Annotated in this window: 17 protein-coding genes; 15 read left to right on the top strand and 2 right to left on the bottom strand. The window is 65.8% G+C overall.

Translation table 11 applies throughout. The features are described 5' to 3' along the window. Positions 1 to 20 precede the first annotated feature (20 nt). The 3 genes from HCU76_RS30045 (at position 21) to HCU76_RS30055 (ending at position 1,919) form a co-directional block, all read left to right on the top strand. A complete protein-coding gene (locus HCU76_RS30045; RefSeq protein WP_213957424.1) occupies positions 21 to 698 on the top strand; it encodes a glutathione S-transferase family protein in 678 nt (225 codons plus the stop codon). Positions 699 to 706: 8 nt separating this feature from the next. Continuing rightward, positions 707 to 1,216, top strand: coding sequence for a CinA family protein (locus tag HCU76_RS30050; RefSeq protein ID WP_213957423.1), 510 nt, complete (start codon positions 707 to 709; stop codon positions 1,214 to 1,216). 154 nt (positions 1,217 to 1,370) lie between these two features. Then, positions 1,371 to 1,919, top strand: a complete 549-nt coding sequence (locus HCU76_RS30055) for a hypothetical protein (protein ID WP_213957422.1) — start codon at positions 1,371 to 1,373, stop codon at positions 1,917 to 1,919. On the opposite strand, the gene HCU76_RS30060 is transcribed toward HCU76_RS30055, so the two are convergent. Both HCU76_RS30060 and HCU76_RS30065 read right to left on the bottom strand, forming a co-directional pair. Beyond that, the gene (locus HCU76_RS30060; protein WP_256354582.1) at positions 1,909 to 2,166 is read right to left on the bottom strand and encodes a hypothetical protein; all 258 of its coding nucleotides are present in this window, start codon (positions 2,164 to 2,166) and stop codon (positions 1,909 to 1,911) included. The two genes, HCU76_RS30055 and HCU76_RS30060, sit on opposite strands and share 11 nt — an antisense overlap. 77 nt (positions 2,167 to 2,243) lie before the next feature. After that, positions 2,244 to 3,278: an AraC family transcriptional regulator gene (locus HCU76_RS30065; protein ID WP_256354583.1), complete on the bottom strand. Its 1,035-nt coding sequence runs from the start codon at positions 3,276 to 3,278 to the stop codon at positions 2,244 to 2,246. A 129-nt stretch (positions 3,279 to 3,407) separates the two neighbouring features. Between HCU76_RS30065 and HCU76_RS30070 the strand changes: the two genes are divergently transcribed. From HCU76_RS30070 to HCU76_RS30125, 12 genes are all read left to right on the top strand, one after another. After that, positions 3,408 to 4,580: an isovaleryl-CoA dehydrogenase gene (locus tag HCU76_RS30070; protein WP_213957421.1), complete on the top strand. Its 1,173-nt coding sequence runs from the start codon at positions 3,408 to 3,410 to the stop codon at positions 4,578 to 4,580. A 12-nt stretch (positions 4,581 to 4,592) separates the two neighbouring features. Further along, complete coding sequence (locus HCU76_RS30075) at positions 4,593 to 5,018, top strand: PaaI family thioesterase (RefSeq protein WP_218511286.1); 426 nt, start codon at positions 4,593 to 4,595, stop codon at positions 5,016 to 5,018. Positions 5,019 to 5,043: 25 nt separating this feature from the next. After that, positions 5,044 to 6,708, top strand: a complete 1,665-nt coding sequence (locus HCU76_RS30080; RefSeq protein ID WP_218511287.1) for an AMP-binding protein — start codon at positions 5,044 to 5,046, stop codon at positions 6,706 to 6,708. Between the two features lie 173 nt (positions 6,709 to 6,881). Beyond that, positions 6,882 to 8,504 carry a carboxyl transferase domain-containing protein gene (locus HCU76_RS30085; RefSeq protein ID WP_218511288.1) on the top strand — a complete coding sequence of 541 codons (1,623 nt, stop codon included), beginning with the start codon at positions 6,882 to 6,884 and terminating at the stop codon, positions 8,502 to 8,504. A 20-nt stretch (positions 8,505 to 8,524) separates the two neighbouring features. Continuing rightward, positions 8,525 to 9,037 (top strand): DinB family protein, encoded by a 513-nt coding sequence (locus tag HCU76_RS30090; RefSeq protein WP_218511289.1) that lies wholly within the window; start codon positions 8,525 to 8,527, stop codon positions 9,035 to 9,037. Beyond that, a complete protein-coding gene (locus tag HCU76_RS30095) occupies positions 9,034 to 9,837 on the top strand; it encodes an enoyl-CoA hydratase/isomerase family protein (protein WP_218511290.1) in 804 nt (267 codons plus the stop codon). Before HCU76_RS30090 ends, HCU76_RS30095 begins: the two co-directional genes overlap by 4 nt. 25 nt (positions 9,838 to 9,862) lie before the next feature. Further along, positions 9,863 to 10,534 (top strand): DUF4126 domain-containing protein, encoded by a 672-nt coding sequence (locus HCU76_RS30100; protein WP_218511291.1) that lies wholly within the window; start codon positions 9,863 to 9,865, stop codon positions 10,532 to 10,534. A gap of 110 nt (positions 10,535 to 10,644) precedes the next feature. Continuing rightward, positions 10,645 to 12,639 carry an acetyl/propionyl/methylcrotonyl-CoA carboxylase subunit alpha gene (locus HCU76_RS30105; RefSeq protein WP_218511292.1) on the top strand — a complete coding sequence of 665 codons (1,995 nt, stop codon included), beginning with the start codon at positions 10,645 to 10,647 and terminating at the stop codon, positions 12,637 to 12,639. A 136-nt stretch (positions 12,640 to 12,775) separates the two neighbouring features. Then, complete coding sequence (locus HCU76_RS30110) at positions 12,776 to 13,981, top strand: AAA family ATPase (protein WP_213957413.1); 1,206 nt, start codon at positions 12,776 to 12,778, stop codon at positions 13,979 to 13,981. Then, positions 13,978 to 14,577, top strand: a complete 600-nt coding sequence (locus HCU76_RS30115; protein ID WP_345944736.1) for a DUF4276 family protein — start codon at positions 13,978 to 13,980, stop codon at positions 14,575 to 14,577. Before HCU76_RS30110 ends, HCU76_RS30115 begins: the two co-directional genes overlap by 4 nt. Before the next feature lie 6 nt (positions 14,578 to 14,583). After that, entirely contained in the window at positions 14,584 to 15,525 is a 942-nt protein-coding gene (locus HCU76_RS30120; protein ID WP_213957412.1) for a glyoxylate/hydroxypyruvate reductase A, read from the top strand. A gap of 75 nt (positions 15,526 to 15,600) precedes the next feature. Beyond that, positions 15,601 to 16,521 carry a hydroxymethylglutaryl-CoA lyase gene (locus HCU76_RS30125; RefSeq protein WP_213957411.1) on the top strand — a complete coding sequence of 307 codons (921 nt, stop codon included), beginning with the start codon at positions 15,601 to 15,603 and terminating at the stop codon, positions 16,519 to 16,521. Positions 16,522 to 16,591: the final 70 nt, after the last annotated feature.

Raw genomic sequence — 16,591 nt, forward strand, 5'->3', positions numbered from 1 at the left:
CCGGCCCGTAGACTTCTCCGATGATCGTTCTCCACCACTGCATGAGCGCCCGCTCCTTCCGCCCGCTCTGGACCCTCGAGGAACTCGGCGTGCCCTATGAATTGCGCATGCTGCCCTTTCCGCCGCGCGTGTTTGCCAAGGAGTACCTCGCCCTCAATCCTCTGGGGACGATTCCGCTGCTGGAAGACGGCGCCACCCGCATGACCGAGTCGGCCGCGATATGCCAGTACCTCTCGGTGCGCTGCGATCCCGACAACCGCACCGGCATGCAGGTGCGCCCCGACGAGCCGGCCTACGGCGCATGGCTCAACTGGCTGCATCACGGCGAGGCGACGCTGACCTTTCCGCAGACCATCGTGCTGCGCTACCGCTACTTCGAGTCGCCCGAGCGCAAGCTGCCGCAGGCGGCGGAGGACTATGCCAAGTGGTTCCTGTCGCGCCTGCGCGGGATCGAGGCGGCGCTGGAGGGCAACGAATGGCTTTGCGCGGGCCGCTTCACCGCCGCCGACGTGTCGGTGGGCTATGCGTTGCTGCTCGGCAACCAGATCCATCTCGCGAAGCAGTTCCCGCCGAACGTGGCAGCGTATTGGGAGCGGCTGCAGCAACGCGAGGGCTACAAGCGCGCGATGGTCGCGCAGCAGGAGGCAGCGGTGGCGCAGGGCGTCGCGACGAATGCCTCGGCGGCACTGCAGGACTGACATCGCCCATGTCGACCCACGATAGCCTTCCGGCGCTGGCGGACCTGGCTGCGCGCGTCGGTGCCACGCTGCGCGAACGGGGCCAGCGGGTGGCCGTGGCCGAGTCGTCCGCGGGCGGACTGGTGTCGGCGGCGCTGCTGGCCGTGCCGGGCGCGTCGGCCTACTTCCTTGGCGGCGCGGTCGTCTACTCGCGGCGCGCCGGCCGCAACATGCTCGGCGTGACCGCGGAGGACATGGCCGGCATGCGCGCCGAGACCGAGCCCTATGCCACCTTCATCGCCGGCCGCATGCGCGACCGGCTGCATGCGACCTGGGGCATCGCCGAGAGCGGCGCAGCCGGCCCGATGGGCAGCCCCTACGGCGATGCGCCGGGGCATGTGTGCGTCGCAGTCGTCGGCGAAGCCTCGTCGCGCGTGCGAACCATCGAGACCGGCGACACGAATCGTGCAGCCAACATGGATGTGTTCGCGCGCCAGCTGCTCGCGCTGTTCGACGAAGTGCTGCAATCGTCGGGCTGATACGACTTCGCGATCAAACGCATAACTGCGTTGGATCGCCTTGCCGTGCTGCAGCACTGTCTGCGGCGCAAGTCAGCTTCCTTCAAGCATTGCGAACGTAAGGTGCGGCCTCCCGACACACTGCGGGCCAGCGCACGGCCCGACCGTCCGCTGCATGCCGTCCGCCCAGATCACCACAGTCTCCAGACCCGAACCCACGCCCGTGCAGAAGGGCATGGTGCTCGCCTGCGCGTTGCTGTTCATCGCCGGCCTGGTCTATGCCAGCAAGCTGCCACCCTTCCTGCCGGATGAATTCCTGCTGGCGCTGGCCTGGAAGTATTCGGCGCTGCTGTCGATACCGCTGGCCTACCTGCTGCTGCACGCCAACCGGGATAGGCACATGCCGAAGGGGCCGTACCTGGTGATCCTTCCGTTCGTCCTCTACTTCGGACTGGCGCAGTTCGTGCTGTTCGTGCCCGACCTCCTCGCGGGCTTCACCAGCGGGCCGGGGGCGAGCAGGATCGTGTCGGTGTCGCAAGTGCAGGAGAACAGCACGATCTGCGGCAAGCAGGCGCACATCGAGGTGGCCGGCTATTCACCGGTGTCCTTCGACCTCTGCGTGTCGCAGGCGCTTGCGCAGACGCTGCTGGCGGGCGACAAGCTGCTGCTCGAAGGCAAGGCCGGGCTGGGCGGCCTGCTCGTGCTGCGGCAGGTCAAGCTGTAAGCATGTCCTCGATCCATTCGCCGATGTCGGCGCCGGGGTCGGAGATGGGGTGCAGCTTGTCGCTGCGGCAGAAGTACGTCCAGCCTTCGAAAGCCACGTCGTAGTAGGTGCCGGGCAGGTAGCTCAGGTCCGGCGCCTCGTAGGGCGCCGACACCACTTCGACGATGCGATTGACCGCGCCGCGGGTGGCGGGGCTGGCCTCGCAGCTGCTGTCGACGTAGCAGAGAGTGCCGATCTGGATGGTCATCGCGAATCCTCCTTGGGAGAAATGACGGTGAAGCGGCCATTGTGGGGTGCGTGGCTACTTCTTGTGGAGTTCCGGGGCTATTCAGCCGCGGCCGCGCGGCGCCGCAGCGCGCCAGGCGACTCGCCCGTCCACTCGCGGAAGGCGCGGGAGAAGCTCTTTTCGTTGCGAAAGCCAACCGCCAGCGCCACCTGCTTGATGGGACGCGCGGTGCGGCGCAGCTGCTCGATGGCCTGGTCCTTGCGCACTTCGTCCTTCAGCGCCTGCAGGGACACGCCTTCGTCGTGCAGTTGCCGGTGCAGCGTGCGCGCGGAGATGTGGAGCAGGGCGGCCAGTGCCTCTGCATGGATCACCTCCGCAGGGCGTGCCCGCATCAGCTCGCGCACGCGCTGGCCCAGCAGCCGGTCGCGGCGGTACTGCAGGACGGTGAGCGGCAGCGCGCGCTTGAGCATCGTGCGCAAGGCGCGCTCGTCGCGTTGCAGCGGCAGCGCCAGGTAGCGCGCGTCGAAGCTGTAGCTGGCTTTCGGCGCACCGAAGTGCAGGTCGCCGCCGAACATCAACGGGTAGGCATCGCGGTGCGGCGGCGCGTCGAATGGAAAGCGGGCCTCGCGCAACGAGATGCGCGAGTCGATGGCCCAACAGGCGTAGCCGTGCAGGAAGCGGAGGTTCGACACCAGGCAGAACTCGCGGAACGCGCCAAGGTCGCGCTGCTCGGTGATGGTCACGGTGGCCATGCCTCCGGCAACGTGCAGATCGAGCAGGATGTCGTCCGTCAACAGGCGCAGATGGCGGCACCAGCGCTTGATGGCCACGCCGAGATCTGGCGAACCGAGCGAGGCGCGGCACAGCATGCCGTAGGAGCCCCAAGGCAACTTGCGCGAGAACCAGCCGAGCGCCTCATCGTCCAGTTCCTGCATCGCATGGGCATTGAGCGCCTCGAACTGCGCGGCGGTCACGCGCGCCTGTGGGCGGGCCAGTTCGCGCGGCGCAATCTGTGCCTGCCTCAGTGCTTCTGCCGGGTCCCTGCCGTAACGCTGGTAGCCCTGCACGATCGCTCGCACAAAGGCCATCGGCGTGGCCGCGCGGCCGGACGGAAGGAGCTGAGAGGAAGACATCGGGCGGGGCAATCCAGGTGGCGCAATTTGCAACCATTGTGGCGCCAATTGAGGCGGCACAGGGCGTAAGCTGCGGTTCTGCAAAGCGCCGACTCGCGGCGTTCCGGACCCCACAGGAGACAAGAACCCATGCACGATCCCGGCCTGAACTTCGACCTCGGCGACACCATCGATTCGCTGCGCGACGCCATCCAGGACTTCGCCGCCAACGAGATCGCGCCGCGCGCGGCCGACATCGACCGCGACAACCTGTTCCCGCACGACCTGTGGAAGAAGCTCGGCGACCTCGGGCTGCATGGCATGACGGTGAAAGAGGAATACGGAGGCACCGAGCTGGGCTACCTCGCGCACATCGTGGCGATGGAAGAGGTCTCGCGTGCCTCCGCCTCGGTCGGCCTGTCGTACGGCGCGCACTCCAACCTGTGCGTGAACCAGATCCATCGCAACGGCACCGACGCGCAGAAGAAGAAATACCTGCCCAAGCTGGTGAGCGGCGAGCACGTCGGCGCGCTGGCGATGAGCGAGCCCAACGCCGGTTCCGACGTGGTCAGCATGAAGCTCAAGGCCGAGAAGAAGAGCGGCTACTACGTGCTCAACGGCGGCAAGATGTGGATCACCAACGGCGGCGACGCCGACACGCTGGTCATCTACGGCAAGAGCGAGCCCGAGATGGGCGCGCGCGGCATGACGGCCTTCATCGTCGAGAAGAACTTCAAGGGCTTCAGCGCCGGCACCAAGCTCGACAAGCTGGGCATGCGCGGTTCCAACACCTATCCGCTGTTCTTCGACAATTGCGAAGTGCCGGAAGAAAACGTGCTCGGAGGCGAAGGCCAGGGCGCCAAGGTGCTGATGAGCGGCCTCGACTACGAGCGCGCCGTGCTCTCCGGCGGCCCGCTGGGCATCATGGCCGCCTGCATGGACGCGGTGCTGCCGTACATCCACGAGCGCAAGCAGTTCGGCCAGAGCATCGGCGAGTTCCAGTTGATGCAGGGCAAGCTGGCGGACATGTATTCGACCTGGCAGGCCACGCGCGCCTATGTCTACGCGGTCGGCAAGGCCTGCGATCGCAACGACCATGCGCGCACCTTCCGCAAAGACGCGGCCGGCGCCATCCTGTACTCGGCCGAGAAGGCGACCTGGATGGCCGGCGAGGCGATCCAGACGCTGGGCGGGGTGGGCTACACCAAGGACTTCTCGGTGGAGCGCCTCTGGCGCGATGCCAAGCTGTACGAGATCGGCGCGGGCACGAGCGAGGTGCGCCGCATGCTGATCGGCCGCGAGCTGTTCGCCGAGACGGCCTGAGGAGCGCGCCGCATGGTGACCGATGAACTTCGGCAGCGCATCGCAGCCAGCTTCGACAAGCAGGGCCTGATGGCGACCCTGGGCGCCCGGATCGTCCGGGTGGCTGCCGGTGAAGTGGACATCGAACTGCCATTTGCCGCGGCGTTGTCGCAGCAGCATGGCTACGTCCATGCAGGCGCCATCACCAGCGCGGTCGACAGCGCCTGTGGCTATGCGGCGCTGACTGTCGCGCCGGCGGACTGCGGCATCGTCACGGCGGAGTTCAAGGTGAACTTCCTGCGACCCGCCATCGGCCAGCGCTTCCTGGCGACGGGCAGGGTGCAGAACGCAGGCAAGCTCATGACGGTGTGCACGGGCGAGGTCCGTGCCATCACCGACGAAGGCGAGGGCAAGGTGGTGGCATTGATGCAGGCCACCATGGTCAACGTGCGCCAATGAAGCCATCACAGAGGAGACATCCCGGATGAACCCGACAACGAGTTTGGCCCACGGGGCCACCGACATTGCGCTGATCGAGCAGACCATCGGCGACTTCTTCGACGACATGGTGGCCAGGCAGGGCGACCGCGAGGCGCTGGTGAGCCGCCACGAAGGCAAGCGCTTCAGCTACCGCGAGTTGCAGGCCGAATCCAACCGGCTGGCCAGCGCACTGCTGAACCTCGGCCTGGTGCCGGGCGACCGCATCGGCATCTGGTCGCACAACAACGCGCCGTGGGTGCTGTTGCAGATCGCGACCGCCAAGATTGGCCTGGTCCTCGTCAACATCAACCCGGCGTACCGCACGTCCGAGGTCGAGTACGCGCTCAACAAGGTCGGCTGCAAAGCGCTGGTGTCGATGGCGCAGTTCAAGACCAGCGACTACCTCGGCATGCTGCGCGAACTCGGCGCCGCCAAGCTGCCGTCCTTGCTGCACACGGTGTGGATCGACAAGCCGGGCGAAGGCCCCAAGCAAGGCCTGCTGCGCTTCTCCGACCTGCTCGCGAGCGGTGACCCGGCCGATCCACGCATCGCGCAGATCGGCAAGACATTGAAGGCGACAGACGCCGTCAACATCCAGTTCACCAGCGGCACCACCGGCTTTCCGAAGGGCGCGACGCTGACGCACCGCAACATCCTGAACAACGGCTTCTTCATCGGCGAGTGCATGAAGCTCACGCCGGAAGACCGCCTCTGCATTCCCGTACCGCTGTACCACTGCTTCGGCATGGTGCTGGGCAACCTGGCCTGCCTTACGCACGGTTCGACCATCGTGTACCCGAACGACGGCTTCGACCCGCTCACGGTGCTCGAAACGGTGCAGGCCGAGAAGTGCACCGGCCTGCATGGCGTGCCGACCATGTTCATTGCCGAGCTGGACCATCCTCGCTTCAAGGAGTTCGACCTGTCGAGCCTGCGCACCGGCATCATGGCCGGCTCGCCTTGCCCGACCGAGGTGATGAAGCGCGTGGTCGAGCAGATGCACCTGCGCGAGATCACCATCGCCTACGGCATGACCGAGACCAGTCCTGTCAGTTGCCAGAGCAGCACCGACACGCCGCTGGCCAAGCGCGTGTCGACCGTCGGCACCGTGCAGCCGCACATCGACATCAAGATCGTCGATCCGGAGACGGGTGCGGTGGTGCCGCGCGGGCAGTCGGGCGAGTTCTGCACGCGCGGCTATTCGGTGATGCTGGGCTACTGGGAAGACGAGGCGAAGACCCGCGAAGCCATCGACGCCGAGGACTGGATGCACACCGGCGACCTCGCGACGATGGACGACGAGGGCTACGTCAACATCGTCGGGCGCATCAAGGACCTTGTGATCCGCGGCGGCGAGAACATCTACCCGCGCGAGATCGAGGAGTTCCTGTACAGACATCCGAAGGTGCAGGACGTGCAGGTGGTCGGCCTGCCTGACAAGAAGTATGGCGAAGAGCTGTGCGCCTGGATCATTTCCAAGCCCGGCCAGACCGTGAGCGAAGACGAGGTGCGCGACTTCTGCAAGGGCCAGATCGCGCACTACAAGGTGCCGAAGTACATCAAGTTCGTGCCGGAGTTTCCGATGACGGTGACCGGCAAGATCCAGAAGTTCAAGATCCGGGATGCGATGAAGGATGAGCTGGGCTTGAACGAGGAGAAGACGGCATGAATGCGGACTTGACCGTACGCGAAGGGCGCGAAGGTACGCGAAGGACGCGAAAAAGGCAAAAGAAGGAGAAACAAGTTTCTTTGGTTTTCTTTCGCGTCCTTCGCGGTACCTTTGCGTCCTCTGCGTCCGGTACCCGCATTTCCTGACGCCCTCCGCACAGAACAACACCACCCATGAGCAAACTCGAATCCAAACTCAACCCCCGTTCGGCCGACTTCCAGGCCAACGCCGCTGCGATGCGCGCCTTGGTCGATGACCTGCACAAGCAGTTCGCGAAAGTCGAGGCCGGCGGTGGCGAGGCCGCACGGGCCAAGCACGTGGCCCGCGGCAAGCTGCTGCCCCGTGACCGCGTGGCCGAGTTGCTCGACCCCGGCACGCCCTTCCTGGAGATCGCGCCGCTCGCTGCGCACGCGATGTACCTCGACGGCAAGGGTGTGGAATCCGCACCCGGCGCCGGCATCATCGCCGGCATTGGCCGCGTGAGCGGGGTCGACTGCATGGTCGTCTGCAACGACGCGACGGTGAAGGGCGGCACCTATTACCCGATGACGGTGAAGAAGCACCTGCGCGCACAGGAGATCGCCGAGCAGAACCGCCTGCCCTGCATCTACCTGGTCGATTCCGGCGGCGCCAACCTGCCGAACCAGGACGAGGTTTTCCCCGACCGCGAACACTTCGGCCGCATCTTCTACAACCAGGCGCAGATGAGCGCGCAGGGCATTCCGCAGATCGCGGTGGTGATGGGCTCCTGCACGGCAGGTGGCGCCTACGTGCCGGCGATGAGCGACGAGTCGATCATCGTGAAGAACCAGGGCACGATTTTCCTGGGCGGCCCGCCGCTGGTGAAGGCGGCCACGGGCGAAGTGGTGACGGCCGAAGACCTGGGCGGCGGCGACGTGCACACGCGGCTGTCGGGCGTGGTCGACCACCTCGCGCAGAACGACCTGCATGCGCTGGCGCTCGCACGTTCGGCCATCGCCAACATCAACCGCAAGGACGCGACCGACGCGCCGCATCCCGGCGTGGCCGCGCCCGACTTCCCGCGCGAAGAGTTGTACGGCGTGATCCCGACCGACACGCGCAAGCCCTTCGACGTGCGCGAGATCATCGCCCGCATCGTCGACGCCAGCGAGTTCCACGAGTTCAAGTCCCGCTTCGGCGCGACGCTGGTCTGCGGCTTTTCCGAGATCGAGGGCATGCCGGTCGGCATCATCGCCAACAACGGCATCCTGTTTTCCGAGTCGGCGCAGAAGGGCGCGCACTTCATCGAGCTGTGCTGCCAGCGCAAGATCCCGCTGGTGTTCCTGCAGAACATCACCGGCTTCATGGTCGGCCGCAAGTACGAGAACGAAGGCATCGCGCGCCACGGCGCCAAGATGGTGACGGCGGTGGCCACGGCCAACGTGCCGAAGTTCACCGTCATCATCGGCGGCAGCTTCGGCGCCGGCAACTACGGCATGTGCGGTCGCGCGTATTCGCCGCGCTTCCTCTGGATGTGGCCGAACGCGCGCATCAGCGTGATGGGCGGCGAGCAGGCCGCGAGCGTGCTGGCCACGGTGAAGCGCGACGGCATCGAGCTCAAGGGCGGAAGCTGGAGCAAGGACGAGGAGGAAGCCTTCAAGGCGCCGATCCGCCAGCAGTACGAAGACCAGGGCCACCCGTACTACGCGACGGCGCGCCTGTGGGACGACGGCATCATCGACCCGGCCGACACGCGCCGCGTGCTGGCGCTGGGACTCTCGGCCGCGCGCAATGCGCCGATCCCCGAGCCGAAGTTCGGCATCTTTCGCATGTGATCGATGCAAAGGAAGTCGCGATGCAGCTCCAGAAATACTTTGCCTCCCTCGCGCGCTATCACGCGTGGGCGACGGCGCGCCTGCTCGAATCGAACCTCGCGCCGATCAGCGACGACGAGTGGCATCGCCACAGCGGCCTGTATTTCGGCTCGGTGCATCGCACGATCAACCACCTGCTGGTGACCGACAACATCTGGTACGCGCGCTTTGCCGAGAACCACTCGCTGCGCCTGCCGCTCGACACCGAGCTGCACGCCGATCGCGAATCGGTGGTCGCCGGACTCGGCGCTGCCGTCCAGCGCTGGTCGCCCTGGCTCGCCACGCTCGATGCGGCCCGCTTCGAAGGTGACCTGGTCTACATGCGCAACAACGGCGAGGCGGTGACCATTCCCTTCGCGCCCGCGCTCGGCCACGCTTTCAACCACGCGACCCATCACCGCGGCCAGCTCTCGGCCGCGCTCACCGCCATGGGACGTCCCGGCCCGGAGCTCGACTGGGTCTACCTGCTGCAACAAAAGGCACGCGCCTCATGACGACTGCAACGCTTCCTTCATTCACCACGCTCGAAGTCCAGGCTGAAGGCCAGGTCGCGCGCATCTGGCTCAACCGCCCCGACCTGCGCAATGCCTTCGACGAAGTCGTCATCGCCGAACTGAGCGCGGCCTTCGCGTCCGTGTCGGCGATGGCGTCGGTGCGGGTGATCGTGCTCGGCGCACGCGGCCCGGCGTTCTGCGCCGGCGCCAACCTGAACTGGATGCGTCGTGCCGCGGACTTCACGCGCGAGCAGAACATCGCCGATGCCGGCGGGCTCGCCCGCATGCTGCGCGCCATCCACGAATGCCCCAAGCCGGTGGTCGCGCGCGTGCAGGGCGATGTGTATGCCGGCGGCCTGGGACTGGTCGCGGCCTCCGACATGGCGGTGAGTGTCGACACGGCCTGGTACTGCGTGAGCGAAGTGAAGATCGGCCTCATCCCTGCGACCATCAGCCCGTATCTGCTGCGTGCGATGGGCACGCGTGCGGCGCAACGGTACTTCCTCACGGCGGAGCGCTTCACCGCAGCCGAGGCGCATCGCATCGGGCTGGTGCATGAAGTGGTCGCTGCCGATGCACTCGATGCCAAGATCGAGGAACTCGTCAAGGCGCTGTGCAATGCCAGTCCGGCGGCGGTGCGCGCCTGCAAGGCATTGATCGCCGACGTGGCCGGCCGCGAGATCGACGACGCGCTGATCGCGGAGACGGTGGATTGCATCGCCGACATCCGTGCCAGCGAAGAGGGGCGCGAGGGCGTGCAGTCCTTCCTGCAGAAGCGCAAGCCTTCGTGGCTGGTGTGATGGCCACACAGCGGCGCACGCCCTCATGACCTCGCTCGACATGCCCCAGCTGCTCGCCCTGGCCGGTGCAATCGGCTGGGCCAGCGGCGTGCGCCTCTACCTTGTCGTGCTGCTGGTGGGGCTGGCAGGATTCTTCGGCTGGATGCCCTTGCCCGGCGGCTTGCAGATGCTGTCGCATCCCGTGGTGCTGGTGGCCAGCGGCTTCATGGTGTTCGTCGAGTTCTTCGCCGACAAGATCCCGGGCCTCGATTCGCTGTGGGACATGGTGCACACCGTGATCCGCGTGCCGGCCGGCGCGGCGCTCGCGGCCGGCGTGTTCGGCGCGGACAACGGTGCGATGGCGCTGGTGGCTGCATTGCTGGGCGGTGGGCTCGCGGCGACCGCGCACACCGCCAAGGCGACCACGCGGGCGGCCATCAACACATCGCCGGAGCCGTTCAGCAACGTGGGCGCCTCGCTGGTGGAAGACAGCCTGGTGCCGGCCAGCCTGTGGCTCGCGGTGGCGCACCCGGTGGTGTTCTTCATCGTGTTCGCGATCGTGCTGGTGATGAGCGTGTGGCTCATCCGCAAGAGCTGGCGATTCCTGCGCGGGCTCGTCAGCCGCGTTCGCAAGATCTTCAGCGGCAAGCCGGACCCGGGCGTCGTGCCGGCGTTCCAACTCAAGAAACCCTCCTCGGAAGACAAATCCAATGTTTAAGAAGATCCTCATCGCCAACCGCGGTGACCAGCCGCGCAGCGGCGCAGCAGCAGAGCCACATCGCGTGGCACGCGCAGCGGGCCGAGGCGATTTCACCGCGGAGACGCACCATGTTTAAGAAGATCCTCATCGCCAACCGCGGTGAAATCGCCTGCCGCGTCGCCGCCACTGCGCGCCGCATGGCCATCCGCACCGTGGCCGTGTATTCCGATGCCGATGCGCATGCCAATCACGTGCGTGCCTGTGACGAGTCGGTGTACCTCGGCGGCAGTGCGCCGAAGGACAGCTACCTGCGCTGGGAAAAGATCCTCGAAGCTGCGAAGGCGACCGGCGCTGAAGCCATCCATCCCGGCTACGGCTTCCTCAGCGAGAACGAGGAGTTCGCCCAGGCCTGCGCCGACGCGGGCCTGGTCTTCATCGGCCCGCCGCCCTCGGCGATCAAGGCGATGGGCCTGAAGGCCGAGTCGAAGCAGCTCATGGAAAAGGCCGGTGTGCCGCTGGTGCCCGGCTACCACGGCAGCGAGCAGGATCCGGCGCTGCTGCAGCGCGAGGCCGACCGCATCGGCTACCCGGTGCTCATCAAGGCCAGCGCGGGCGGCGGTGGCAAGGGCATGCGCGCCGTCGACAAGTCGGAGGACTTTGCCGCGGCGCTGGCGTCGTGCCAGCGCGAGGCGATCAACAGCTTCGGCGACGATGCGGTGCTCATCGAGAAGTACGTGCAACGCCCGCGCCACATCGAGATCCAGGTGTTCGGCGACACGCACGGCGACTGCGTCTACCTGTTCGAGCGCGACTGCTCGGTGCAGCGGCGGCACCAGAAGGTGCTGGAGGAGGCGCCTGCGCCCGGCATGACGGAGGCGATGCGCGCGGAGATGGGCGCGGCGGCGGTCGCTGCAGCGAAGGCGGTGAACTACGTCGGCGCGGGCACTGTCGAGTTCATCGTCGAGCAGCGCGACGGTGGCGCCATGAACTTTTTCTTCATGGAGATGAACACCCGCCTGCAGGTCGAGCATCCCGTCACCGAAGCGATCACCGGCCTCGACCTCGTGGAATGGCAACTGCGCGTGGCCTCGGGCGAGCCGCTGCCATTGAAGCAAGAGCAACTGCAGATCCACGGCCACGCGATCGAGGCGCGCATCTGCGCCGAGAACCCCGACAACAACTTCCTGCCCGCCACCGGCACGCTGCACGTCTACCGCAAGCCGCAGGCCACCGCCTTCCAGCGCAGCCGCGTGCGCATCGACGACGGCGTGCGCGAGGGCGGCGAGATATCGCCGTTCTACGACTCGATGATCGCCAAGCTCATCGTGCACGGCAGCACGCGCGCCGAGGCGCTGGCCCGGCTCGACGCCGCGCTGGCGCAGGTGCACATCGTCGGCGTGGCAACCAACGTGCAGTTCCTGCGCGGCATCATCGCCACCGATTCTTTTGCCAACGCCAACCTCGACACGGCATTGATCGAGCGCGAGCGCGCCGTGCTGTTCGACCGCGAGCCGCTGGGCTTGCCTCTCGCCGCCGCGGCAGCCATCGCGCGCCAGTGCATCACCGAATGGCCGGCGGCCATGCCCGAGCCCTTCGCGCGCCGCGACGGCTTCCGCGCGCTCGGCGAATACAAGCGCCGCTTCGACTACGAGTTCCGCGGCGAACCAGCGTCGGCCACGCTGACCTACAAGCGCGACGGCAGCTTCTGGCTCGAAGCCGGCGGGGTCTCGGGTGCGCTGGTGGTCGGGCAGTTCCCCTCCGGCGAGTTCGAAGTCGAGTTCAACGGCGGCCGCCATACCCTGAACGTCTACGAACGTGATGGCAGTTCGCACGTCTTCGCGGCGCAAGGCGCTACGAAGATCCTTGCCGTCGACCGTCTCGCGCATGCCGGCGACACGCAGGCCGAAGGCGGCCGGCTCACCGCGCCGATGCCCGGCAAGGTCGTGTCCTTTGCGGTGAAGGCCGGGGACAAGGTCAGCAAGGGCCAGCCGCTCGCGGTGATGGAAGCGATGAAGATGGAGCACACCATCGCCGCGCCGGCTGATGGCACCGTCGAGGAACTGATGTTCGCGCCGGGCGACCAGGTGGCCGAGGGCAATGAGTTGCTGCGCATCAGCGCCTGATTGGATCGAGTGGCATCGAGTTCGCCCTTCTGCTTCAGAATGCCGGGTTGCCGGAGATACTCCTCCCCTTAAATTTGCTAGGCGCAAACGCGTTGGGCGTCGATCGGGCGCCAACGAAGAAGGCAGTTGTCCATCAATGAGTCAAATCCCATTCCTGACGCGCGTCGTGCTTCGCAACTACAAGAGCATCGGTGCTTGCGACGTGCGTCTAGGCCCGCTGACTTATCTTGTGGGCGCGAATGGCTCCGGCAAGAGCAACTTTCTCGATGCGCTGCATCTCGTGCGCGATGCATTGTCGTCGTCCCTGGACAATGCACTGAACGAACGCGGGGGACTCACTGAAGTCCGGCGAAGGTCCAGCGGCCACCCGACGCACTTTGGAATCCGAGTTGAATTCGTCTTGCCTGACCTAAGACTGGGTCACTACGCTTTCAATATTGGCGCATTGCCCGGCAGAGGCTATGAAGTACAACGTGAGGAATGCGCTGTGGGTGGGGCGAGCGGCGGCCCGTTCTACAAAATTGAGCGGGGCCAGTTATTGGCCAGCAGCGAGGCCACGTTTCCGGCTGTCACGTCCGATCGCTTGGCACTCGTCAGCGTTTCAGGCCTGGCGGTCTTTCGACCCGTCTTCGATGCATTGATTGCGATGGGGTTTTACAACCTCAATCCCAAACTCATGCGTGAACCACAAAAGCCTCAGGACGGTCGCTTGCTCAAGCCCGCTGGCGAAAATATCGTCAGTGTGATTGGCCATCTCGAACGAGTCGCCCCGGAGAGCATGAGTTCGATTCAGGAGTACCTTCAAACGGTCGTTCCGACGGTGCAGGGCGTGCGGCGGGAGCAAATGGGACCGCTGGAGACTTTGGAATTTCGGCAGGACATGGCAGGTTCAAAGCATCCGTGGCGATTCCCGGCCCAGAACATGTCGGACGGCACCTTGCGCGCATTGGGAGTCCTTACAGCACTCTTCCAAGCGAATCGAGACTATGCGCCTTTGCTGGTAGGTATCGAGGAGCCTGAGACTGCATTGCACCCCGCCGCAGGTGCAGCATTGCGCGAGGCGTTGCTGCAGGCCTCGCGGGGAACCCAGATCATCGTCACAAGTCACAGCCCCGATCTACTGGACGACCGCGACATTGATCCCGCCCATTTTCTGGCGGTGATCTCTGAAGGTGGCGAGACTCGCATAGGTCCGCTGGACGAGGCATCGAAGTCAATGATGCACAAGCAGCTTTTCTCTGCCGGGGAGTTGCTGCGCCTCAATCAGCTTGAGCCCGATCGCGCAATTCTCAACGCGCAGTTGCAGAAACAGGCCGAATTGTTCGGCAATTCCACACCGTGATCACCGTTGCTTCGATTGTGGAGGGCGATGGCGAAGTCCTCGCTTTGCCGGTGCTGTTGCGACGCCTGCAAGTATGGCGAACGCCCGAAGTGCAAGCGGATATTCTTCGCCCGATTCGTGTTCGACGAGACCAGTTTCTCAACAAGGAATCCGAATTCAATCGACACCTTCAGTTGGCCGCCGCGAAATGCGGAGAGTCAGGCTGGATATTGATTCTGATGGATGCCGACGACGATTGTCCGGCGGACAAAGGCGCCGAAGTCCTGAAGCGAGCTACGGAACTCGCGCCTCACCGCAGACTCGGCGTTGTCTTCGCCAATCGGGAGTATGAAGCCTGGTTTATCGCTGCGTCGTCGTCGCTCCATGGTCGCAGGGGCTTTGAATCCCGTGCAGATGACGAGCAAGTGGACCCGGAATCGCCCAGGAATGCGAAGGGTTGGATCAATGACCGCCTCGTAGATGGGACCTACGGGGAAACGACGGATCAGCCAGCGTTCTCGCACGTCTTCGACCTTGAATTGGCGCATCACAGAAGCAGGTCATTTCGCAAGCTGTGCGATGAATGGACCAAACATGCCTTCGCACTCGAGTCTTAGCAAACCATGCGTATCACCGTCTGCCTCACCGACAACAACCGCCCCGAACCTTGGGTCGACAACCTGCGGGCCGAACTGCCTGACGCCGACATCGCGCCCTGGTCGCCGGGCGATGCGCCGGCTGATCACGCGGTGGTGTGGGCGCCGGCGCAGGAGTTCCTCGACGAGCAGCAGACGCTGCGCGGCCTGTTCAACATCGGCGCCGGCGTGGATGCCTTGCTCAAGCTCAAGCTGCCGCCGCAGACCCGCATCGTGCGGCTCGACGACGCCGGCATGTCGGTGCAGATGGCCGAGTACGTCTGCCATGCGCTGATCCGCCATTTCCGCGAGTTCGACGGCTACGAGGCCGACGCGCGTGAAGGCAAGTGGAGCTACCGCCGCCCGCGCGCCCGCAACGACTTCCCGGTTGGCGTGATGGGCCTCGGCGTGCTCGGCGAACGCGTGGGAAAGGCGATCGGCCAGTTCGAGTTTCCGGTGATGGGCTGGAGCAGATCGCCAAAGCAGATCGACGGCATCCGCTGCTTCTCGGGCGACAAGGGCTTCGATGACTTCCTGGCCGCCAGCCGCGTGCTGGTCTGCCTGCTGCCGCTCACCCCCGGGACGCGCGGCATCCTGCGCCGCGACAACCTGCTGAAGCTCAACGCCGGCCAGCCCGGCGGCTACATCATCAACGTCGCCCGCGGCGCGCACCTGGTCGACGAGGACCTGATCCCGCTGCTGGACGCCGGCCAACTCGCGGGCGCGACGCTCGACGTGTTCCAGTCCGAGCCCCTGGCCTCCGACCACCCCTTCTGGCGCCACCCCAGGATCACCGTGACCCCGCACGCATCCGCTCGCACCCAGCGCGAAGAGTCTGTCGCCCAGATCGTCACCAAGATCCGCGCCCTCGAAGCAGGTGCCAGCTTCGACGAATTGCCCGGCGTGGTCGATGCCTCCCGCGGCTACTGAGAACGCAAGGGTGTGCCTGCCGCCCGACACGGGCAATTCATTGCGGGTATCGTTGGTGCCCGCCGGAGAGAGACCATGAAACTACCCACACGCGTGAAGATCGTCGACGTCGGGCCGCGCGACGGCCTGCAGAACGAAAAGCAACCCGTGCCCGCCGAAGTCAAGATCGGCCTGGTGCATCGCCTGCAGGACGCGGGCTTGCGCGAGATCGAGGTCACCAGCTTCGTCAGCCCGAAGTGGGTGCCGCAGATGGCCGACAACGCCGAGGTGATGCACGGCATCCAGCGCAAGCCGGGCGTGCGCTACTCGGTGCTCACGCCCAACATGAAGGGCTTCGAGGCCGCCATCGCGGCGCCGCGAGAGGAATGGCCCGACGAGATCGTGGTGTTCGGCGCCGCCAGCGAGGCCTTCAGCCAGAAGAACATCAACTGTTCCATTGCCGAGAGCATCGAGCGCTTCGCACCCGTGGTGGCCGCCGCGCGGGACAAGGGCATCTACGTGCGCGGCGCGATGTCGTGCACGGTGGGCTGCCCGTACGAAGGCGAAGTCGCGCCCGAGGCCGTGGGCCGGCTCGCGAAGCTCATGAAGGACATCGGCGTGCAGCACGTTGGGGTGGCCGACACCATCGGCGTCGGCACGCCCGTGAAGGTGCAGCGCGCCATCGAGGCCACGCTCGCGCACTACGACATCGACGACATTTCCGGCCACTACCACGACACCTACGGCCAGGCGCTGGGCAACACGCTGGCCAGCCTGGAGATGGGCGTGTGGCAGTTCGACACCTCGTCGGCCGGGCTGGGCGGCTGCCCCTACGCGAAGGGCGCGACCGGCAATGTTGCGACCGAGGACGTGGTCTACATGCTGCACGGCATGGGCATCGAGACCGGCATCGACCTCGACAAGCTCATCGACGCCGGCGTCTACATCAGCGATGCGCTGGGCCGCGAGCCGAACTCGCGTGCGTCGAAGGCGATTCGCACGAAACGCGCGGGGTGAGGCATCCATGAACGCGGACTTGGCCGTACGCGAAGGACGCGAAGGTTTCGCGAAGGACGCGAAAGAAGAC

This window comes from Variovorax sp. dw_308, assembly GCF_019207085.1.
Lineage (GTDB): Bacteria > Pseudomonadota > Gammaproteobacteria > Burkholderiales > Burkholderiaceae_C > Variovorax.